Source organism: Caballeronia calidae (assembly GCF_900044055.2).
GTDB classification, from domain to species: Bacteria; Pseudomonadota; Gammaproteobacteria; order Burkholderiales; family Burkholderiaceae; genus Caballeronia; species Caballeronia calidae.
Genome location: NZ_FCOX02000027.1, coordinates 16,087 through 33,204, shown reverse-complemented (window position 1 = coordinate 33,204; position 17,118 = coordinate 16,087). Strand labels below are relative to the sequence as shown.

17 protein-coding genes and 1 pseudogene are annotated in these 17,118 nt (G+C 63.1%); 13 read left to right on the top strand and 5 right to left on the bottom strand.

All coding sequences use genetic code 11. The annotated features are described in order from the left end of the window. Nucleotides 1–51 precede the first annotated feature (51 nt). Genes AWB78_RS22970 through AWB78_RS22960 form a run of 3 tightly spaced genes read right to left on the bottom strand, consistent with a single transcriptional unit; the run spans nt 52 to nt 3,075 of the window. Nucleotides 52–993, bottom strand: a complete 942-nt coding sequence (locus AWB78_RS22970) for a LysR family transcriptional regulator (RefSeq protein WP_062608286.1) — start codon at nt 991–993, stop codon at nt 52–54. A 22-nt stretch (nt 994–1,015) separates the two neighbouring features. Further along, complete coding sequence (locus AWB78_RS22965; protein WP_062608285.1) at nt 1,016–2,572, bottom strand: MFS transporter; 1,557 nt, start codon at nt 2,570–2,572, stop codon at nt 1,016–1,018. Beyond that, a complete protein-coding gene (locus tag AWB78_RS22960; RefSeq protein ID WP_096031825.1) occupies nt 2,569–3,075 on the bottom strand; it encodes a MerR family transcriptional regulator in 507 nt (168 codons plus the stop codon). Before AWB78_RS22960 ends, AWB78_RS22965 begins: the two co-directional genes overlap by 4 nt. On the opposite strand from AWB78_RS22960, the gene AWB78_RS45850 reads away from it, so the two are divergent. The 5 genes from AWB78_RS45850 to AWB78_RS22940 all read left to right on the top strand — a co-directional run bounded on the left by AWB78_RS45850 (nt 3,074) and on the right by AWB78_RS22940 (nt 7,214). Beyond that, nucleotides 3,074–3,253 (top strand): hypothetical protein, encoded by a 180-nt coding sequence (locus AWB78_RS45850; protein ID WP_096031824.1) that lies wholly within the window; start codon nt 3,074–3,076, stop codon nt 3,251–3,253. The genes AWB78_RS22960 and AWB78_RS45850 overlap by 2 nt on opposite strands. Beyond that, nucleotides 3,250–3,858: a CDP-diacylglycerol--serine O-phosphatidyltransferase gene (pssA, locus tag AWB78_RS22955; RefSeq protein WP_062608283.1), complete on the top strand. Its 609-nt coding sequence runs from the start codon at nt 3,250–3,252 to the stop codon at nt 3,856–3,858. Before AWB78_RS45850 ends, pssA begins: the two co-directional genes overlap by 4 nt. 345 nt (nt 3,859–4,203) lie before the next feature. After that, on the top strand, nt 4,204–4,560 hold the full coding sequence (locus AWB78_RS22950) for a response regulator transcription factor (RefSeq protein ID WP_082883403.1): 357 nt from the start codon (nt 4,204–4,206) through the stop codon (nt 4,558–4,560). A 133-nt stretch (nt 4,561–4,693) separates the two neighbouring features. Continuing rightward, the gene (locus AWB78_RS22945) at nt 4,694–6,544 is read left to right on the top strand and encodes a PAS domain-containing sensor histidine kinase (protein ID WP_062608281.1); all 1,851 of its coding nucleotides are present in this window, start codon (nt 4,694–4,696) and stop codon (nt 6,542–6,544) included. Continuing rightward, nucleotides 6,534–7,214: a response regulator transcription factor gene (locus AWB78_RS22940; RefSeq protein WP_062608280.1), complete on the top strand. Its 681-nt coding sequence runs from the start codon at nt 6,534–6,536 to the stop codon at nt 7,212–7,214. Before AWB78_RS22945 ends, AWB78_RS22940 begins: the two co-directional genes overlap by 11 nt. A gap of 1 nt (nt 7,215) precedes the next feature. Here the strand turns inward: AWB78_RS22940 and AWB78_RS22935 are convergent, their stop codons facing one another. After that, complete coding sequence (locus AWB78_RS22935) at nt 7,216–7,389, bottom strand: hypothetical protein (protein WP_232477804.1); 174 nt, start codon at nt 7,387–7,389, stop codon at nt 7,216–7,218. A gap of 787 nt (nt 7,390–8,176) precedes the next feature. Between AWB78_RS22935 and AWB78_RS22930 the strand changes: the two genes are divergently transcribed. Together AWB78_RS22930 and AWB78_RS22925 are read left to right on the top strand one after the other, a co-directional pair. Continuing rightward, the gene (locus AWB78_RS22930) at nt 8,177–8,857 is read left to right on the top strand and encodes a response regulator (RefSeq protein WP_062608278.1); all 681 of its coding nucleotides are present in this window, start codon (nt 8,177–8,179) and stop codon (nt 8,855–8,857) included. Between the two features lie 51 nt (nt 8,858–8,908). Next, a complete protein-coding gene (locus AWB78_RS22925; protein WP_062608277.1) occupies nt 8,909–9,604 on the top strand; it encodes a response regulator in 696 nt (231 codons plus the stop codon). Nucleotides 9,605–9,878: 274 nt separating this feature from the next. Here the strand turns inward: AWB78_RS22925 and AWB78_RS46695 are convergent, their stop codons facing one another. Then, nucleotides 9,879–10,127: a hypothetical protein gene (locus AWB78_RS46695; protein ID WP_157697602.1), complete on the bottom strand. Its 249-nt coding sequence runs from the start codon at nt 10,125–10,127 to the stop codon at nt 9,879–9,881. Here AWB78_RS46695 and AWB78_RS22920 point away from each other — a divergent pair. The 6 genes and pseudogenes from AWB78_RS22920 to AWB78_RS22895 all read left to right on the top strand — a co-directional run bounded on the left by AWB78_RS22920 (nt 10,126) and on the right by AWB78_RS22895 (nt 17,092). Next, nucleotides 10,126–11,706 (top strand): ShlB/FhaC/HecB family hemolysin secretion/activation protein, encoded by a 1,581-nt coding sequence (locus tag AWB78_RS22920; protein WP_157697601.1) that lies wholly within the window; start codon nt 10,126–10,128, stop codon nt 11,704–11,706. The genes AWB78_RS46695 and AWB78_RS22920 overlap by 2 nt on opposite strands. A gap of 75 nt (nt 11,707–11,781) precedes the next feature. Continuing rightward, nucleotides 11,782–13,582, top strand: a pseudogene (locus AWB78_RS22915) (peptide transporter). Further along, complete coding sequence (locus AWB78_RS22910) at nt 13,582–15,348, top strand: methyltransferase domain-containing protein (protein WP_062608354.1); 1,767 nt, start codon at nt 13,582–13,584, stop codon at nt 15,346–15,348. Before AWB78_RS22915 ends, AWB78_RS22910 begins: the two are co-directional and overlap by 1 nt. Continuing rightward, complete coding sequence (locus tag AWB78_RS22905; RefSeq protein WP_062608275.1) at nt 15,345–15,605, top strand: hypothetical protein; 261 nt, start codon at nt 15,345–15,347, stop codon at nt 15,603–15,605. Before AWB78_RS22910 ends, AWB78_RS22905 begins: the two co-directional genes overlap by 4 nt. Nucleotides 15,606–15,798: 193 nt before the next feature. Next, nucleotides 15,799–16,332: a hypothetical protein gene (locus AWB78_RS22900; RefSeq protein WP_062608274.1), complete on the top strand. Its 534-nt coding sequence runs from the start codon at nt 15,799–15,801 to the stop codon at nt 16,330–16,332. A gap of 106 nt (nt 16,333–16,438) precedes the next feature. Further along, nucleotides 16,439–17,092 (top strand): response regulator, encoded by a 654-nt coding sequence (locus AWB78_RS22895; RefSeq protein ID WP_232477799.1) that lies wholly within the window; start codon nt 16,439–16,441, stop codon nt 17,090–17,092. Nucleotides 17,093–17,118: the final 26 nt, after the last annotated feature.

Sequence of the window (17,118 nt, the reverse complement as noted above, 5' to 3'; positions counted from 1 at the left end):
GGGCGTGAGCAGGTGAGCGTTGGTGGTCCGCTCATCATACTTCGTCGGGCGTCAATCTTCGTGCGCGTGAACCATATCGGCGGCGTCGCTTTCGAGAATGCGCGGCACGAAATCCTTGATGAACTCGACGAAAGTCTTGACCTTCGCGTTGAGATACTGACGCGACGGATACAGCGCGTGAAGCGCGAGCGCCTGTAGCCGATAGTCGGGCAGCACGCGCACGAGCGCGCCGCTTTCGAGCAGACGGCTCGCCGTCGACATCGGCAGCGCACCGATGCCCATGCCTTCGCGCAACGCCACGGCCAGCGCGCCCGCGACGTTCACGCCGAAGCTCGTCTTCGCGAGCGGAAACGTCTCCGTTCCGTTCGGGCCTTCGAAGATCCACACATCGCGCGGAAACAGGGTGGAAACGAGCTGATGGCACGGATGCCGCGACAACTCCGCGAGCGTGCGCGGCGCGCCGTGCTCGCGCACATAATCCGGCGACGCGCACAGCACGCTATGCACCGTGCCGAGCCGTTGCGCAACGAGGCTCGAATCGGGCAGCTCGTCGATGCTCGCCTGCACGGTGAGGTCGTAACCTTCGTCGACGATATCGGGCGTGCGCTGCGACAGTGTCAGGTCGACCGACACGGCGGGATAACGCTGCTGATAGCGCACGATCGCGGGCACGACATACGATTGCCCGACGCTCGTCGATGCATGGATGCGCAAATGCCCGGACGGGCGCAACTGCGCATCGGCGGCTTCGGCCTCGGCCACGTCGACGCACGCGAGAATCTGCTCGCAGCGCTGCAAATAGCGCTTGCCCGCCTCGGTGAGAATGACGCGCCGCGTGCTGCGATGTAACAGCCGCGCATTCAGATGCGCTTCGAGCGCGGAAATCGCACGCGAAGTCGCGGCCGTCGATGTATTCATGCGTTGCGCGGCGGCGGTGAAGCTGCCCTCTTCGGCTACGCGCGCAAACATCCGCATGCTGCTGAGTGTGTCCACTTTCGTATCGCTCCGGGGCGGGTCAATCGATTTGCTTCTGCCACACCGCGATCACGCTCGCGCACAGGGCGACGCCGATCAGGTAGTAGAAGCCGTCGAGCGACCCAAGGAAATTCGCCTGTTGCGTGACCATGCGGCTCACTTCGACGAGAGCGAGTCCGCCCGCTTCGGACGCGCTGTGCCCCATGCGCTGGAACGCGCCGAGCAGGCTCTGATAGACGTTCTGGAAGGCCGGATTGAATGGATTGACCGCTTCGGCGAGGCGCGTCTGATGCAACGCGACGCGATGCTGTTCGAGAATGATGATGGTCGCCGTCGAGAACGAATAGGTCAGTTGCTTGACGATGTTCTTGAAGCGATAACCGTGACTGTATTCCTCGATCGGGAACACGCGGAACGTGAGGTTCGCGACCGGCAGCGCGATGAAGAGCAGCAGGATGCCGCGCAGCATCATCGGCGGGATGAGCCAGGGCATGCTGACATCGGGCGGCATGTCGATCATCCATGTGCCGATGAACGCGGCCAGCAGGAAGCCGGCCGTGATCATCCACTTCTTGTGCCTGATGCGCGGCGCGTAGCGGAAATAGGCGAGGGCCATCGGCAGCGAGATCATCGACGTGAAGCCGACGAGCCGTCCCGCGTTCTCAACCGGATAGCCGAGTCCGCCTTCGAGCAGGCGCGAGACGAGAAAGCTCATTGCGTTGCTGATGTAGTAATACGCGACGTACAGCACGATGCCCACCTGAAACGTCTTCTCGCGCAGCGCGTGGAACCGCAGCAGCGGCCTCGGATGATGCCACTGATGCCAGCCGAACCACGCGAGCGACACGATGCCGAAGGCGGTCAGCACGATCAGCTCCGGCGACGTGCTGAAGAGTTCGAAGCGCACCTGCTGCATGACGATCTGCAATGCGCCTTGCGCGAACGCGAAGATGATGTACGGCCAGAAGTGCGCGTCGCCGCGCGCATCGGGGCGCACGCGGCCCGAGGGCGGCACGGCGACGAGCGCGAGCACGCCGAGCGCCACGCCGCCGAACGCCGTGCAGGAAAACAGCGCGCGCCAGCCCAGCCATGCGACGAGATAGCCGCCGCACAGGGGCGCGAGCGCGGAGCCGAGCAGGATCATGTTGAGAAAGCGGCGCGTCGCGGCGGGGCGCGCCTGCGGCGTGAAGCGCGCCTGGATCAGAATGCGCGCGGCGCTCATCATCGGGCCGATGAAATAGCCCTGAAAGCCGCGCGCCAGCGCCAGTTCGATGGCCGATTCGGACAACGTGGCCGCGACCGCGCCCGCCGCGAACAGCAACAGGCATCCGGCGATGTAGCGTCGATTGCCGAGCCGCTCGATCCACCATTGCTGCTGCAGAATGCCGAGCACGGACGCCACCGCATACGCGCTCGACGCCCAGACGAGCTCGTCGGACGACGCATTGATGCCGCCCGCGATATAGCTCGTGAAGAACGAAAACACGGCGTTGTCGAAATAGTCGAGGCCCGTGGCGAGCGCGATGGCCCACGGAAACAGATCGCCGCGCAATCGTTCAGCCAGTTGCCGCGAAGACCGAAACGACGCCGCGGTCATTCGGCATCGTCCTCGGCGCTTTTGGCCTTGCGCTGCCTGCGCGCGGCCATGCGCTCCTGCAACAACGTCTCCTTGCTTTCGCCGGCGATTCTGCGCCGCAAATAATCGAGGTCGCTCGCGAGTTCGCTGCGCACCGCCTGCGCTTCCTTCAATTCGCGGCGCACGGCGGCGATGCGCGCATCGACCGCGTCGATCTGCTGCGAAAGCGCTTCTTCGATTTCACGCAGCGACGAAGCGGAATAACCCGTGCGGCCTTCGCCGAGCGTTTCCATCGGCCGCTTGAGCATCTCGACGATGCCCTCGAGCGAGAAGCCGAGCGAGCGCAGCCGCAGAATGCGCGCGAACAGTTCCAGATCCTGCTCGCTGTAGAGCCGGTAGCGCCCCTCGCTGCGCGTAGGCGTGACGAGGCCGCGTTCCTCGTAATACTTGAGCGTGCGGGGTGTGACTTGCAGACGCTCGGCGGCGTCGCGGATGGTGAGGCGCGCGGGCTTGGTCGTGGACATGGCGGGCATCGAAGCTGCGATGGTCGATGCGGCGCATTGTAACGCAAACCTGTACGTGCGCGTACAGGTTTGGCGGGCACGCGGAGTGCTGTGGAAAGAGGGCGCGATGATAGACTTGACAGATTCGCGGCGCCGTCATGCGGCGCTCCCCGAACGTCTCGAAAACAGAAACGAATGAAACGATTCTCGATGATCCGCGATTTCCACCTGGCCGACTGGTTCACGCTGGGCAATGCGGTGTGCGGCACGGGCGCGCTGTTCTCGTCGATGTCCTACCTCGACGATTCCGACGTGCTGCATATTTACCTCGCCTGCGCGCTGGTGTTCGCGGCGCTCGTCTTCGATGTGCTCGACGGCCGCATCGCGCGCTGGCGCCAGAAGGCGTCGCTATTGGGCAAGGAGCTCGATTCGCTCGCCGACGTGATCTCGTTCGGCGTCGCGCCGGCGATCATCGGCTATGGATTCGGCATGCGCGGGCTCTATGACCGCGTGATCCTCGCGTACTTCGTCGCGTGCGGCGTGTCGCGTCTCGCGCGCTACAACGTCACGACCGAAGAGATGTCCGGCAGCAGCGGCAAGGTCACGCACTTCGAAGGCACGCCCATTCCCACCTCGTTTCTGATCGTGCTGCTGCTGACGATCGGCGCGTGGACCGGCGCGATCGGCGAGAGCATGTGGCTCGGCACGTGGCGCATCGGTGGCTTCACGCTGCATCCGCTCGTGCTGATCTATGCCATCTCCGGCTCGCTGATGATCAGCCGCATCCGCATTCCCAAGCCGTGACGAGTCGCGGCGCGCTCCTGGCGGGGCGCGCCGTGATTCCCGGCGTCACATCGAACCGGCTTCTAAACGAGTTCGATAGAAACTCGACGAAAGTCCTGATCTTCGCGTGCCGATGCTGGCGCGGCGCATAGCCTTGCGTATAAGCGAGAAAGTCGACCGCGTATTTCCTCATATAAATACAGACGACGCGCAGACCAACGCTTCCGACCTATACGTACATATGATTTTCCGCACGATGCCGCGTGCGTAAGATGACTTCCGTTCAAGCGGTGGACCAGTCCCATGCCCGCCGAAATTCATGCACGGTTCAGGACAACGCCCTTGCAATCGCCTTCGAGAGTTTCCGTGATCGACGATGACGAATCCGTCCGCGTCGCCTCCTCCAGCCTGTTGCGCTCGCTCGGCTGGGAGGTCAGCCTGTATCCGTCGGCGGAGTCGTTTCTGGACGCCGATTCGCTCGACGGCCTCGCGTGCATCATCACCGATCTCAACATGCCCGGCATGTCCGGCCTGCAATTGCAGCAGCGCCTGCACGAACTGAAGCCGGGTGTGCCGGTCATGTTCATCACCGCGTTCGCTTCCGATGCGGCGCGCCGTCAGGCACTCGATGGCGGCGCGGTGTGTTTTCTCAGCAAGCCCGTCGATGGCGCTGCCGTCGCAGATTGCCTGGAGCGCATCAAACAAGGCTTTTTGACGGATTAGAATTTATTGCGCATTCCGCCGCGCGTAATGTGTCTTAGCGCGCCCGCCGCCATCTTCCCAACGAACGCACCATGACCATGTCGCTCGTCTCGTTCGTCGTTCGTTTCCATTCGCCGGCGTCAGACCGGCCGTGATGGAGACATTCCAAAGCGCGCCGCGCGCGGTGCGTCACGATTCCCGCATCGTGTGGATGCTCGCGGCGGCCATCGCGCTCGTCGTGTTTCTCATCGACGCGCTCACGCCACTCGATATCGCCATCGCGGTGCTTTATGTCGTCGTCGTGCTGCTCGTCGCATCGACGGGCAATCGCACCGCCACCGTCACGACGGCGTGGGGCTGCGTCATCCTCACGCTCGTCGGCTTCGTGCTTTCGCACGACGAGAACGTGTCGGGCGGCGCGCTCGCGCGCTGCGCGGTGAGCCTGCTGGCAATCGGCACGACCGCCATCCTATCGCTGCGCAATCAGGCCACGACGACGAAGATGCAGGAGCAGCTCGAACTGCTCAATCTGGCGCACGACGCGATCGTCGCGCACGACATGAACGACCGCATCACGTTCTGGAATCGCGGCGCCGAAGCGCTCTACGGCTATTCGGCGCGGGAAGCGATCGGCCAGCCGATCGACCGCATGACCCAATCGAACTCGCCCGTGCCGCATGCGCAGATCCGCGCGGAGCTGCTGCGCTCGGGCCGCTGGGACGGCGAGATCACGCGCGTGCGCCACGACGGCGGCGAGATCGTGATCGCGAGCCGCGCGGCCTTGCTGCGCGACGCGAAAGGTATGCCGCGCGCGGTGCTCGCGACGAGCAACGACATCACGCAGCGCAAGCGCATGGAGGCCGAGTTGCAGCGCCAGCGCGATGCATTGAAGCGCAGCGAGGCGTTTCTGCTCGACGCGCAGCAGCTCTCGCGCACCGGCAGCATCGCGACGCGCCTGCCGGCCGGCACGATGTGGTGGTCCGACGAGGCGTATCGCATCTTCGATTACCCGCGCGATGTCGAACCTTCCATCGATGCCATTCTCACGCGCGCGCATCCCGACGATATCGGCATCGTGCGCGGCGCGCATGAAGCGGCGCTGAACGGCGCGGTCGAAATCGACGTGGAGCATCGGCTGTTGCTGCCCGATGGCTCGATCAAGCATGTGCATTTCGTCGCGCATCGCGCATCGACGGAAGCCGATGGCGACGAATATGTCGGCGCGTTGATGGACGTCACCGAGACCAAGCTCGCGCAGGAAGCGCTCGCGCGCTCGACCGCCGAGCTCGCGCACGTGACGCGCGTCACGATGCTGGGCGAGCTGGCCGCGTCGATCGCGCACGAAGTCACGCAGCCGATGGCCGCGATCGTCACGAGCGGCGACGCCGGCTTGCGCTGGCTCAACCGCGCGCAGCCGGAGATCGCGGAAGCGCAGCAATCGATCGCGCAGATGATTCGCGACGCCAGGCGCGCGAGCGAAGTCATCGCACGCATTCGCGCGATGGCGAGAAAGCGCGACAGCCAGCCCGCGACGCTCGATGTGAACGAGATCGTCGGAGAGACGATCGAGCTCGTGCGGCGCGAGCTCGGACGGCATCGCGTGGACGTGCGCAGCGAGCTCGCGACGCCGTCGCCGACGGTGCGCTGCGATCGCGTGCAGTTGCAGCAGGTGCTCATCAACCTGATGATGAACGCGGCACAGGCGATGTCCAACGTGAACGGGCCGCGCGTGCTGCGCATCGCGACGGGCGAGAGCGACAGCGATCAAGGCTATGCGCAGATCACCGTGCAGGATTCGGGCACGGGCATCAGCGAAGACAACGCCCGCCGTCTCTTCGACGCGTTCTTCACGACGAAGGCCGAAGGCATGGGCATGGGCTTGTCGATTTGCCGTTCGATCATCGAGGCGCACGGCGGCAGGATATGGGCGGAGTCGCCCGATGAAGGCGGCGCGCGCTTGCGCTTCGTGCTGCCCGAAAACGAAGGGGGAGACGATGAACATTGACAGGGACGCGGACGCGAAGACGAACGGCGCGATGGTCTACGTGGTCGACGACGACGAATCGATGCGCGATGCGCTGCGCATGCTGCTGCGCTCCGTCGACCTGAACGTGATGACGTTCGCGTCCGCGCACGAGTTTCTTGCTTATGACATGCCCGAGGTGCCCAGTTGCCTGATCCTCGACGTGCGGCTGAAAGGGCAGAGCGGTCTCGCGGTGCAGGAGCAGATGGCCGCGAGCCAGCTCGGCTTGCCGATCGTCTTCATGACGGCGCACGGCGACATCGCGATGACCGTGAAGGCGATGAAGGCGGGCGCGAAGGATTTTCTGGCGAAGCCGTTCCGCGATCAGGACATGCTCGATGCCGTCGCGCAGGCGCTCGAGGCCGACGAGCAACGGCGCGCGGCAAGCCGCTCGGTGGCGGATTTGCGGCGCTCGTATGAATCGCTGACGCCGCGTGAACGCGAGGTGATGGCGTTCGTCGTGTCGGGTCTGATGAACAAGCAGATCGCGGCGGCGATGAATCTCAGCGAGATCACGGTGAAGATTCATCGCGGGCAGGCGATGAAGAAGATGGCGGCACGCTCGCTCGCGGATCTCGTGTTGAAGGCCGAAGCGTTGGGCGTGACGATGCCGCAAGGGGCATCGACGCCGGCGCGCGCGCAGAGGTTGTGAATCAGCGAGCGGATTGCGCTTCGTCGACGGCCATCCGCTCCAGCGGCAACTCCGTGTCATGGCTCGCGCGATCGAGCGCGCTCCAGTCATGCGGCACGCTGAACGAATACCACGTCGCAAACGCCAGCACGGCGGCGCAACCCGATAACAGCCTGCGTGTCGATGACTCGTTCATGATGCGCTCCCGATGCGTGACCATGACATCAGCATACGGAAGCGCAAGCGCGCCGGCCATTCTACGAACGACTCGGCGCGCTCATACCAACGTGTGATGCTTCGAACCGCTTCAAGGCTGCGCGCGATGCTCGTCGTCGTGCAGCGTCTCCTTCACATCGCTCCAGTACTCGCTCTCATCCCGATGCAAGCCAGGCTCGCCGTGCGCTACGCCATGGCAAGCGGGAGATTCGCCTCGGGATGACCGGAAGCCGCCGCGCGACGCAGCCCTGGATGATGTCGCCGTCGTCGAGCAGCATTGTGCTTGGAAATTGCTGGCACGCAGCAGCGATGAATGTCGCGGCGCTTTCCAGCCCGATCGACTTGTCCCGGCGAGCTCAAGGAGTCTGAGAGAGCACGCTGATGTGGATGTCGGTCGACCCCGGCGTGTTGTTGTCGTTGTTTCGGCATCCTTCGTTATCCGCTCTTGATAGCCCGCTCGACGATGAAACCGGTCTGTCGTCGAAGCGAGGCGCCAACAAGGTTTTCTCATACGGCGCAGCATCGGGATGCCGATACTGCCCGCCCGCGCGGACGGCTTTTCGACATTCTTCGATATGACGTCCGACGTGGCCCCGATATCTTTACTTCAAGCGTTGAACGGCAACGGATGCGAATGTCCGCCCCGGCCGTAATCGGCTTGCCTCGTATCGCGACGGCGAGAGGCCAAGAAAAAGGTTTCCCGCGCCACTGCGTCGAAGCATGGCAGTCAGCGGAGCGAGGAGCCGTTCGATGTATCAGGAGAAGATATGGGAAAGCGCGTCAGAGTGGCGATCGTGGACGATCACCCGCTCGTGCTTTGCGGACTGCGCAAGGCGTTGGAAGACGAGGGTATCGAAGTGCTTGTCGCGGTCTCGCGACCGTCCGACTTGCTCACGCTGCTCGCTATGACGCAGTGCGATGTCGTCCTGACCGACTATTCGATGCCCTGCGGAGGAACGCTCGATGGATGGCGCTTCATCACGTCTCTGTCGAGCGAGTTTCCGAAGCTGTCGACGCTCGTCTTCAGCGAGTTCGACGACCCCTTTCTGGTGGGAAGTCTCGTGCAGCGCGGCGTCGCCGGCATCGTGAGCAAACGCGATCATATGTCGGAACTCGTGAAGGCCGTGCGTGTGCTCGCCGATGGCGGCCGCTATCTGTCGCCGATCGCTCATGCGGCGCACGCGCAATTCAATGCGCAGCCGGAATTCCGGCGCTTCACCGCGCTCTCGCGCAGACAGATGGAAGTCACCGGCCTGATGCTGTGCGGACTGTCCGTATGCGAGACCGCGCGGCTGCTGCATCGCCGTGAGAACACCGTCAGCGCGCAACGCACGGAGGCGTACAAGCGGCTCGGCTTTTCCGGCGAACTGGAGATGTACCGCTTTGCCGTGGGTCATGGCTTATGGCTGGAACGGTCCGTCTCGGGCATCGAGATGAATCGCGTGTGAGAGAGGGGATGCGGCCGCGCGCGTGCGTGAATCGCGTCACAGGAGCTTGAGATGTCTGGAAGTCACATTAACGTAGCTATCGTCGACGATCATCCGCTCGTGGTCTGTGGGCTGCGCAAGACGCTGGAAGATGCCGGCGTGAAGGTCGTCGGCGCGGCGAGCGGCTCGGCCGAGTTCCTCGAGCTGCTCGATCATTCGTCTTGCGATGTCGTCGTTGCGGACTATTCGATGCCCGTCGACGGGACGCCGGACGGCTGGCGTTTCCTGTCATCCATCTCTCTGAAAGCACGCAAGCTTCCCGTTCTCGTCTACAGCGAAGCCGACGATCCGTTTCTGGCCGGCTGCCTTGCGACACGCGGCGTGGCCGGAATTGCGAGCAAGGGCGATGACGTAGCCGAGGTGCTGCGGGCAGTGAAGCGGATCGCGCAAGGTGGCCGCTACTTTTCGCCTGCCGTGCGCAACGCGCTCGCCCGGTTCGATGCAGATCCCGAAATGAACCGTTTCGCCACGTTGACGAACCGGCAGATGGAAGTCGCCGGCCTGATGTTGTGCGGGATGTCGGTCGGCGAGTCCGCGCGTTTGCTGAAACGCGGCAAGAGCGCCATCAGCGCGCTGCGCCTCAAGGCTTGTCATCAGCTTGGCTATTTGCGCATTTCTGAAATGTTCCGTTTCGCGGCGAGTCGCGGCTTGTCGTTGAACCCTTCGAACGCGGCGCCCGAGTGTGGCGTGCTCGAGGCCGCCCGCTGAGCGCCGGCGCGCCTCTGGCGTGCAATGCGAGGCGTAGCAGGCCCATTCAACGTATTCATCCCAGCGGACTTATCCCCTAGGTCCCATTCGACTTCCCGGCACCACGGCTTCGCAATTCGAATTCGTTCTATATGGTGCCAAGACGCAGCTTTCTAATATCGCAGTCAAGGATTCGTAGTAACGCTTGTGAGTCCGGATGAGTGGCGGTATCGAACTTTTCCGAACTCTCGATGCTGAGTATGCAGAACTGATCACATCCACTTTAGAAGTTCTTCTATTCGTTTTGAACGCACCGAATCTTAACCTGTGCTTCGTCAGCGAATGTTGCCTGCTCAGCGATTGAACCAGGCATGACGCTCGGAAGATTGGTTACACGAAGGATAGGTGCAATGTTCAGAATGAGTGAGATCGCAGCAGCGGCACGGCAGGTTGTTTGTATCGGTTCCTTGATGTTGGCTGGCGTGGCGAATGCCGAATCCATTTCTGCCGACGTCGGATCGCTGACCCACGATGCGGCTTCCATGGATGCCGTTCCGGTCGATAGTGAAGTGGTTGCGTCAGCGAAAGTGATTCCCGGCAGCGGCGCGGATGCGATGATCGCGCAACAGGTGGTGACGGAGAGCGTCCGCAAGCTCGGCAGCGCACCCGCCACCATCGACGAAGTGAACCGTTGGTCCGACGCGCTCACAGCGGCGTTGCGTCAGGGCGGATTCCCGCTCGGTCAGGTGCTCATGACGCAACAGGACTGGCAGGCGGCGCAGAAGGGCGGCACGCCGGCATTCTCGGTCTTTCCCGGACGCGTTCGCCAGATCATCCTCAATAACAAGTCCCGTGTCGCCGACGCGCGTCTGCAGCGGCTGATCGCGCACGCGCTGTGCAGCGGAGAAACGGTGGAGGGTGTGTGTCTGCTGCGCTCGGGCCGCCTCGAACGCGCCACACAACTGCTGCAGGACGTCCCCGGCGTTGCACTGGAAAGCGCGCCGAGCGTGAAGCCCGGTGCGGGCACCGGCGATATCGACGTGGTGTTCAACATTGCGCAACAGGGCAAGCCGGTATCCGCGAATCTGATCTTCGATAACAACGGGATCGAGTCGACCGGTCAGTATCGCGCCGGGATTACCGCGTCGGCGAACAACCTCTTCGGTGCGGGCGAAAGCTACGCCTTCACGCTCACCGATACCAACAAGAACATGTGGACAGGCTCGCTGACCGGCAGCATGCCCATTTTCGACGATGGCCTGCGTCTCACGGGCGGCGTGACGCGTCAGCAATACAACGTCAATCTCGGCACGCCGACGAAGGGCGTCGCGACGACCGTGCAGGCCGGCGTGCAGTATCCCTTCATGCGCGGGCTCGACGCCAATGTCTGGGGCGGTGCGTCGTTCCTGCACAGCAATACGTCGACGACCTTCACCGAGTACGACAACGCCACCGCCAAGGGCACGATCGATTCCATCCAGTTGTCGTTGCAAGCGAACAATGGCGAGCGTGCGCGCGCACTGCGCAGCAACATACTGAGCGGGCAGACGGCGCTGACGCTGGGGCATCTGCGCAACAACGACACGTCGGACAGCATTACGCACCGCACGGGCAACTACGCGAAGCTGACGAGCGGGGGCTTCGCCACCTATAACTTCACGCAGCGCGGCGATCTGTTCTTCTCCGCCGCCGTCAACTCACAACTCTCGAGCCGCAACCTCGATGGCAGCGAGAAGCTCAATCTCGGCGGCCCGAACGCGGTGCGCGCCTATCGCGCCGACGAAGGCTCTGCAGATGAGGGCGCCGTCGTGAACGTCGGCTTGTACAAGCGTGTGCCGATCGCGACGGGGCACCAGCTCCAGTTCGGGCTGTTCAGTGATTTCGCCTACGGCCGCGTCAATCACTCTCCTTGGGAAGGCTGGGAGAACACGTATCCCGGTGTACCGGGTATCACCAATAACCGCATTCTCGCCGGCTACGGCGCAAGCCTCGACTGGCTCACGCCGTGGGGCGCGACGGTCTCTGCCGCGGTCGCCAAGCCGTATGGTTTCTCGGGCTCTTCCTGGGTAGATCCGGGCAAGAAGCCGACTCAATTCTGGCTCTCGGTCAACTGGAGCCACTGATCGCATAGCCGGTTTGCTTGCGCCGCCCTCGACGCAGAATCTCAACGTTACGTATCAATCTCCGGAATAAATATCATGTCATTCAGCATCAACAAGTTCGAATACCTCTGTTATCGACGCGATCATTCTGCGGCCGGCCGTGAAATGCTCAAGCTGCTCTCCAAGCTCGATCAGAACTACGGCGTTCTGATGGACGTAGAGAGCTGGGCGCAGTCGGGCGAGGCGCGCGACATCATGGACGATCACCTGCTCACGCGCATCACGTCCGCCGCCACGACGCTGTTGAGCGACCCGTCCTTCCGCTTCTCGGACGATGGCATCCGGAAGACGTTGGTGTTCCAACGCTGGCTGGCCGGGCTGTTTGCCGCCAGCCCGTTCCGGAACGCGGATCATATCCTGCGCTCGCTCGGTCTCGACGAAGAAGCACGCAACTCGGTGCAATTGCGCACAGCCGACATGCACAAGTTCCAGTTGCTCTACACGCCGGAATCCGAAGTGCGTCTCGACTGGGACGTGCTGTGGAAATTCGACAAGGTGGCGACCGATGATCCTGCGCTGGCTGCCGGAAAGGCTCGATCAGGTGGAGAGCATCGATTCGCTGCCGATGGCCGTGCTGCACGACATGTACATGCATTGCAGCTATGCGGATCTGCCCGGCAAGCACGACATCAAGAAGCCGATCAACACGCTGATTCGCCGCAAGCTCGAAAGCCTCGGCATTCGCGATGTCGAGCGCAAGGCGCAAGCGCCCAAGGCGGGTGAGAAGCCGGTGCTGCTGGTCGTGCTCGAATGGTTCTCCAAGAATCACTCCATCTACCGCACCCACTCGCAGACGATCGTCGCGATGCGCGACAAGTTCCATATCGTCGGCATGGGCTACGAAGGGCGTGTCGATGAAGCGGGCCAGGAAGTGTTTCACGAGTTCATCCCGTTCAAGGGCGGCAATCTGTGGGAATGCGTGAAGGAGGTCCGCGACACGAGCGAAGCGCGTGGAGCCCAGGCGATGTACATGCCGAGCGTGGGCATGTTCCCGATCACGATGGCGCTCGCCTGCCTGCGCGTCGCGCCGATGCAACTGATGGCGCTGGGCCACCCGGCCACCACGCACGGTCATGCGATGGACTATGTCGTCGTGGAGGAAGACTACGTCGGCGACGAAGCGTGCTTCAGCGAGAAGCTGCTGAAGCTGCCGCACGACGGCATGCCGTATCGTCCGCCTGCGGCCATGCTCGAACTCGATTTGCCGAAACGAAAGCGCCTGAAGACGGACCCGGTGAAGATCGCCGTCGCGGGGACGACCATCAAGCTCAATCCGGGCTTCCTGCAAACCTGCGCGGACATCGCGAAAGAAGCCAGCGTGCCCGTGGAGTTTCATTTCCTCGTGGGTCAGGCAACGGGCATCACGTTCCCGCAGGTGCGCAACCTGGTGCGCCGTCTGATGGGCGACAAGGGCGTCGTGCACAAGCACCAGAACTACGGGAACTACATGAAGGTGATCGCGGACTGCGACATGTTCCTCAATCCGTTCCCGTTCGGCAACACCAACGGCATCGTCGATACGGTATGGGCGGGGCTGGTCGGCGTCTGCAAGACCGGGCGCGAGGTTCACGAGCATATCGACGAAGGCATGTTCCGGCGTCTCGGCTTCCCGGAGTGGATGATCGCAACCTCGACCGACGAATACAAGGCGGCGGCGCTGCGCCTCATCGACGATTCGAAGGAGCGCACCGAGCTGGCGCGCAAGCTGGCCGGCCCGAAGGCGGTCGAAAAGCTGATCTTCAAGGGACGCCCGGAAATTCTCGGTGAACGTATCGAGTCGCTCTGGCGCGATCAGATCGAAGCGAACCGTTCTGTCGCAGCGTTGCGAGGTGAGTGATGAAAGAGACCAGCAAGGCTTCGCTGCGCCGCTCGCATGACCCGTCCTTCGTGCAGCACTATCTCGTGGGGGAAGGCGTGGATATCGGCGCGAGGAGCGATCCGCTCGCCGCGCACGCGGCTTCCTTTCCGCTGATGCGCCGCGTCGCATCCTTTACGCCGTCACAAGCCAGCTTCACGGAGACGCAAGGCGCGCAGGACGCGAAGTTCGACTTCGTTCATGCAAGCCATATCCTCGCGGAGCAGGACAATGCATACAAGGCTCTGGCCGGATGGCTCGACTTGCTGAAGCCCGGCGGCCATGCCGTGGTGACGGTCCCTGACGAGGACCTGTACGGCAAGGGAGTCTGGCCAAGCCGCTTCAATGCCCGGCACAAGTCCAGCTTCACGATCTGCAAGACGGGGCAGGGCCTGGCGCGCTCGATCAACGTGACCGATCTCGTCGCGGCGATGTCGCAGGTCGCCGAGTGTGAGCGCGTGACACTCGTTCGCGAGCATTTCGATGCAGGCAACCCCGAGGTGGATCAGACCGCCGAGGGCTTCGCGGAGTGCGCGATCGAATTCGTGCTGCGCAAGCGGGCCGTGCCGACGGCGCAGGAGCTGAAGGACGCCATGTCGCGCTCGCGCAGCGCCGCCGACGGTATCGCCGCCGCGAAGGAAGCGGTGCGGCTCTATCCCTATCGCTTCGATGTCTACCATCGCGCCTTGCTCGAAACGCTGCGCTGGAACGTGCCCGAGGAAGCGGACGCGTTTTGGGAGCAGTGCGTGAAGCGTCTTCCCGGCGAGCACGGGCCGCAGCTTTATCGCGTGTTGCACGCCATCGCGCGAGGCAAGCTGCAGCAAGGCTTCGCCATGCGCGAGAAGCTGATGGCGAAGTTCGGCTGGAAGCGCCGCACGACGACGGAGCCGCCCCGCAGCGTGCCCGCGTGGACCGGCCAGCCGTTGAAGGGCAAGTCCATCGCGATCTGGAGCGAGTTCGGTCTCGGCGACGAAATCTTCTTCATGCGCTTCGCGCGGATCTTCCGCGAACAGTGCGGCGCCGAGCGCGTGGTGCTGGTCTGCCAGGCCCCGCTTGTCGAGCTGTACGAAGCGTCGGGGGAAGCCGATCAGGTCGTCAACGTCGATCACGCCGCCAATTTCGCCGGCGCCGACTACTGGGTGTTCCCGCATGCGATCCCCGCGTATCTCCCGCTGAACCTGGAAGCGTTTCCGCAGACGGTGCCGTATCTGCGTGCGCCGAAAGAGGCGCCGTCCCGCCTGCCGCTCGTCGAGGCGGGCAAGATCAAGGTGGGCGTCGTGTTCAAGGGCAATCCGACGCACGAGAACGATCGTCATCGCTCGCTGCCGTCGCTTTCCGTGCTCAACGATCTCTTCAAGATGGAAGGCTTCGAATTCTTCAGCCTGCAGAAGGGCGCAGGGTCCGATGAAGCCGCCGCGTATGCGGAGGCGCGCGCGAACTTCCACGACGTCGGCCCGCGGCTGGAAACGATGGCCCAAACCGCGAGCGCGATCGCGGCCCTCGACGTGGTCATCACCGTGGACACTTCCGTCGCGCACGTGGCGGGCGCAATGGGCAAGCGCGTCTGGCTGATGTTGCCGGCCTATGGCGACTGGCGCTGGCACTACACGCGGGAAGACAGCCCCTGGTATCCGACGATGCGTCTGTTCCGCCGGCGCTTCAACGGTGACTGGTCGGAAGTCGTTGCGCGCATTGGAGGGCATCTGCTGCACCTGAAACTGGCGAACGGAATGTCCCTCGCAGCATGACGGAGCGTGTCACGAGCGGCGCGCCTGCCGGCTTCGTTTCTGGCGCGCCGTTCACGTGCGCCGTCACGTCGTCGCCGCTCGCTCCGGATGTGCAGCTTTGCGATCCGTGCAACGCTGCATCGCGCTGGCGCGACGGATTGCGGCGTCGACCCGGTGCGCGGCGCGTGCCGGTGTCGACGATGATGCACGCCGGACATCGGATGGGCTTCGTCGTCGACGTCGTGACATGTTGCCGCATCCATGCGCTCAGATGTTGACGACGTCAGCCGTGTCCGAGCGCTGCATTATCAGAATCAACATCCTTCGATATCTGGCCCTGGGGTGATCGTCTAATGTTGCTTCGGTCTCTTGAGCAGAACCGACTTCTTTTGCAACCGGCGCAGGTTTCCACGGAATGCCTCGCGTCCTGGCCGAAACGATGCACAGCTTTATCCTATCCAGGTACTCAGTATGTCAGCGTCCAATTTCATTGGCGGATTGTTCCGCGCATGCCGCAAGAGAGTTGGCCGCCATGCCGTGATCCTGGTGTCGGTCTTTTTTGCGTTGTCGTTGTTCCTGCTCATCGGTCTCGCCCTGAGCGACGCGGCCTCGACGGTGATCCTGATCGTCGCCATCCTGTGCTCGCTGTGCATGATCTCCATCGCCGCGATGTTGCTGGTGGAAAGCCGCAGAAGCGAGGACGTGGTCATGCCGCTGCATGCGTTGCGGCGTGCAGCGCTGCGGCCGACACGGGTTCAGGAGCATGCGGGCGCACGGAAGTGCCGAAGCCAGGCCTCCGCTTGCGACCTGTGCGACGGCGGCCGTACGCAACTCGGCTGTCGGCTGGAAGCGGACTGTGCGGATCGCGACGAACGGACGGAAGGGGATGCGGGCTCGAGGGCGGCCGGGCGTCGGCTGTACTCGGTCCGCGTTCTTTCCATGGCATCGGGCGTGACCTACAATCAGTTCCACGAGTACATGTTCATTCGGGGGCCGTGTTGCTGACATACGTCGTTCGTCCGTTTCACGTTTCAAGAAGGAGCACGTGTCTGTTTCATCTTTCATTGCAGAGACGAGACATCATTGCAGTGGTGCGCCCATGAATGGAACCATGCGTACGGTTCGCGTGGTGCTGGCCGACGATCACCCCATCGTCCTCTTGGCCCTGTCTGATCAGTTTTCCAAACTTCCCGGTTACGTTATCGGAGCCATGGTGAGCTCGGGCGCGGAGTTGATTCGTGTCGTCGATGCGGAACCCGTCGACCTCATCATCACCGATCTCGTCATGCAGGGCGATGAGGACGTCGAATTGGATGGCTTGCGCCTCGTGAGCAGATTGCGCCGCTCGCATCCCCAGATTCCGATCGTCGTCGTCACGATGATGACGAGCGGCGACATGTTTCATGAGCTATGCAAGCTCGGCGTCGCGGCGATCGTGAGCAAGGAGGAACCGCCGAGCGAACTCGCGCAGATCAGCATACGGGCGCTGGTTGCGAAAGAAACCATCGTCTCGCCGAAGATTCAGCTTCGTCTGGCGAGGGAAGGCTCGACCACGAAGGATCTCGCGCGCGAACAGCCGCTCTCGCCGCGCGAACTGGAAGTCGTGCGGCTGTTCGCGCAAGGACTTTCGGTGACGGAGATCGCGCGCACGCTGAGCCGGTCCGTGCCCACCGTCGCCACGCAGAAGCGATCCGCCATGCGCAAGCTGCACATAGAAAACCATGTGGATCTGGTCAAGTACGCAGTGAGAACCGGGCTAGCCTGATGGAGCGCTTTTTCGCCGCGTCGCAG

Excerpts from the sequence above, each read along its gene's own strand:
- AWB78_RS22965 (WP_062608285.1), bottom strand. The coding sequence starts at position 2,572 with ATGACCGCGGCGTCGTTTCGGTCTTCGCGGCAACTGGCTGAACGATTG.
- AWB78_RS45850 (WP_096031824.1), top strand. The coding sequence starts at position 3,074 with ATGGCGGGCATCGAAGCTGCGATGGTCGATGCGGCGCATTGTAACGCA.
- AWB78_RS22960 (WP_096031825.1), bottom strand. The coding sequence starts at position 3,075 with ATGTCCACGACCAAGCCCGCGCGCCTCACCATCCGCGACGCCGCCGAG.
- pssA (WP_062608283.1), top strand. The coding sequence starts at position 3,250 with ATGAAACGATTCTCGATGATCCGCGATTTCCACCTGGCCGACTGGTTC.
- AWB78_RS22945 (WP_062608281.1), top strand. The coding sequence starts at position 4,694 with ATGGAGACATTCCAAAGCGCGCCGCGCGCGGTGCGTCACGATTCCCGC.
- AWB78_RS22940 (WP_062608280.1), top strand. The coding sequence starts at position 6,534 with ATGAACATTGACAGGGACGCGGACGCGAAGACGAACGGCGCGATGGTC.
- AWB78_RS22935 (WP_232477804.1), bottom strand. The coding sequence starts at position 7,389 with ATGAACGAGTCATCGACACGCAGGCTGTTATCGGGTTGCGCCGCCGTG.
- AWB78_RS22930 (WP_062608278.1), top strand. The coding sequence starts at position 8,177 with ATGGGAAAGCGCGTCAGAGTGGCGATCGTGGACGATCACCCGCTCGTG.
- AWB78_RS22925 (WP_062608277.1), top strand. The coding sequence starts at position 8,909 with ATGTCTGGAAGTCACATTAACGTAGCTATCGTCGACGATCATCCGCTC.
- AWB78_RS22920 (WP_157697601.1), top strand. The coding sequence starts at position 10,126 with ATGGATGCCGTTCCGGTCGATAGTGAAGTGGTTGCGTCAGCGAAAGTG.
- AWB78_RS46695 (WP_157697602.1), bottom strand. The coding sequence starts at position 10,127 with ATGGAAGCCGCATCGTGGGTCAGCGATCCGACGTCGGCAGAAATGGAT.
- AWB78_RS22910 (WP_062608354.1), top strand. The coding sequence starts at position 13,582 with ATGAAAGAGACCAGCAAGGCTTCGCTGCGCCGCTCGCATGACCCGTCC.
- AWB78_RS22905 (WP_062608275.1), top strand. The coding sequence starts at position 15,345 with ATGACGGAGCGTGTCACGAGCGGCGCGCCTGCCGGCTTCGTTTCTGGC.
- AWB78_RS22900 (WP_062608274.1), top strand. The coding sequence starts at position 15,799 with ATGTCAGCGTCCAATTTCATTGGCGGATTGTTCCGCGCATGCCGCAAG.
- AWB78_RS22895 (WP_232477799.1), top strand. The coding sequence starts at position 16,439 with ATGCGTACGGTTCGCGTGGTGCTGGCCGACGATCACCCCATCGTCCTC.